Raw genomic sequence first — 2566 nt, 5'->3', positions numbered from 1 at the left:
AAGTGAAGAAAATTGGTTGGAACTATCCTGTTATCTAGAGAAAAACTTTTCTGGCGCGGTCGGTAAGGAACACTTATTGCGAGAGTACCACCATCATATCGGTCAGCGACGCACTCAAGGACTAAGCGCTTGCCGACGGCTGTTAAACGCAGCCTGATAAACTTACCGTCATCCTCCCATGTTTGACTAGCCAGGTGGCTAGGCTTTGTCATGCAAGAAATTGAGTGAACACTCTATATGACAGCGATCAGATCCCAATTATTCATGCTGGTCGTCGGTGTAAGGGAAACTGTAGGGCAAAATACGTCTGTTTGTTGAAGAAAAGGCGTTGTTGATGGATGTGATTAAAACGATTTAAATATGGCTGTCATGATTAAATTGTGATGGCTTAAGTATGGATGTCATGCCTGACTGTTGTTCGTCATGGATACTGGGTAAATATTCCGTAAGATCAATGCTATAAAGTGATTTTGATGGGGCGATGATGAAAAAATTAGCATTAAAAAACAGTGACAATATCACTTATCGTCGGCTTCAAGAGAGCGACCAACTCAGAATTCAAAACTTTCAGAAAGAGATGGCTGAAACAGCACAAGGTTTCTTTACACCACATRCCAATGATGATGAGACAATTGATAACGTCATCTCTCGTTCAATATTGGATGAAGACCGTGTATATATCGCGCTTGATGAAAGAGGTGTCGTTATCGCGTATTTTTTCCTTTGGTGGTATGCGTCTGATTTCCCAGTATTAGGCATTGGGATTGCCGAAAAATATCAAGGTCAAGGATTGGGTAAGCAACTTATTGAGATTCTCATTGATGATGCTAAAGAAAATCAGTGCAGAGCCATTGAACTGACTACAGTGCTGACGAATAAAAGGGCTTTCGCATTATACCAAAAGCTGGGGTTTATATACTTAGGTAAAGTGAATAATCTGGTCGGCGATGGCAGCATTGTCGAAGAATCTCATCTGTATTTTCCTATTGAGTCTGGTGTTAAAATACCGCCAAGAAACCATGTGACGTCATTCTAGAAGATCCCTCCTGGGTGTGAGCAAGCTCGATTCCCACGGAGATCATGCTTGAGCCTCTGTGTTTATTACTTGAACCCAGCAACAGGCAAAATCCGCCCCTAACGAGGCGGTTTTTTGTTCATTATTTACTTGTCGGTAGGCGTTGGAATCGGCGTCGTTGGGTAGAAATGGTTAACCGTGTACCGGAACGACGGCAAGGCAATGCTGTCATGGTCAACATCAAAATACGCAGTTTCAATTTTCAGCTCTTTGAATCCACGGTTGTTAAGTCTTGCTGAGTGTGTTTTCACATTTTCTGTCAATGTGGATTGTAAGGCTCCCGTCATGAGTAACTCGGTATTCCACGTTTCGGATGCCGCATATCTATCATCAACGAGTTGGTCGAAGTAATCATTGAATTCATGTATTTGGTGATTAAAGGTATGTCGAAAGGCAGGATCATACGCGGCATAGGCACTAAACACAGGATTGAAGGGGTCATCCAGCATCATAATGGAAGCAGCCATATTGCCACCAAAAGAATAACCGACAAGCAGGCGTTGCTTAGGGTCAATGTTGTAATCTTTTTCAACGTGGGGGATGAGCTCTTTGCGTAAAAACTTAAAATAATTGTCTAAACCCGGTTGGATGTAATCTTGCTGTCTTTGATTCATTGGCCCTTCGCCAATGCTTACAAGAATCACTTGTGTACCTAGTTCATCTAATATGGCGTCATATTCATCACTCGTCCACTGTCCGTCCGTAGCATAAATGACGGGATAAGGGTGTCCATCTGGGTCGTAATCCGCAGGCGTGTGAACGTAAGTGGGGTATTCATGTGTGCCGATTTTATGATTCAGCAGGTCAATGGTATATGCAGATGTTAAGCGGTATGTCGGTTCGCCATAGCGATCGTAACGAGAGTAATCATGCTCTTTATCACCGCTGTTACAGCCGGCAATGAGAACGAGTGGTATAAACATCCATGATTTTGCGAATTTCATACGCATATAGTGTTCTATCCTTATCACTAATTAATTGCAACAACATCAATATTTGAAATAGAAAGCCATGTAGACCATCGCCATCTATCGTTCTAGCGGAAAATGAATACAATAAAATCAATTAGACGTGAACGAATAATGTGTAACTACATTACGATGAAGGAGGATCATTAGCTATAGATATAAAATGATACTGAGATAAGTATCAAATATAAATAAGAGAGCCATGTTGTGTACGGTTTAATAAAAGCAGGATAGCCACCAAAATGTGAGATGTTATAAAAGAGTAAGAGGTACTTGAACTCAGAGAATAAGACCCGTGATTCGAGTCACAAAAGACACAAAACAACCATTATTCGTACGCATTTGTAAACATTACTCGCCTCACGCGTCAATATTATGACAGGTCGGGTTTGGGTTGAAAATGGCACATTAAACTCACGCGCTATATTTTATTGATTGATTGAATATAAGTATATAAATCTCAGTGTTGCTCAGTTAGAAAAGCTATCCTGTGTAAATGGTGTATATACTGATTAATATGCGC

At 41.0% G+C, this 2566-nt stretch carries 2 protein-coding genes; one reads left to right on the top strand and one right to left on the bottom strand.

Annotation, left to right across the window (positions count from 1 at the left end; translation table 11 throughout):
• The first annotated feature begins 484 nt into the window (after positions 1 to 484).
• A complete protein-coding gene (locus L4C36_RS23590; protein WP_428480202.1) occupies positions 485 to 1036 on the top strand; it encodes a GNAT family N-acetyltransferase in 552 nt (183 codons plus the stop codon).
• Positions 1037 to 1161: 125 nt separating this feature from the next.
• On the opposite strand, the gene L4C36_RS23585 is transcribed toward L4C36_RS23590, so the two are convergent.
• On the bottom strand, positions 1162 to 2025 hold the full coding sequence (locus tag L4C36_RS23585; protein ID WP_428480201.1) for an alpha/beta hydrolase: 864 nt from the start codon (positions 2023 to 2025) through the stop codon (positions 1162 to 1164).
• Between the last annotated feature and the right edge of the window lie 541 nt (positions 2026 to 2566).

The sequence above is a fragment of the Photobacterium japonica genome (genome assembly GCF_050337005.1).
Classification (GTDB): Bacteria; Pseudomonadota; Gammaproteobacteria; order Enterobacterales; family Vibrionaceae; genus Photobacterium; species Photobacterium japonica.
Note: the sequence above shows the minus strand (reverse complement) of the source record. Positions and strands in the feature narration are given on the sequence as shown.

What these genes read in the sequence shown, in the direction of transcription:
- L4C36_RS23585 (WP_428480201.1), bottom strand. Translation starts at nt 2,025, where the DNA reads ATGCGTATGAAATTCGCAAAATCATGGATGTTTATACCACTCGTTCTC.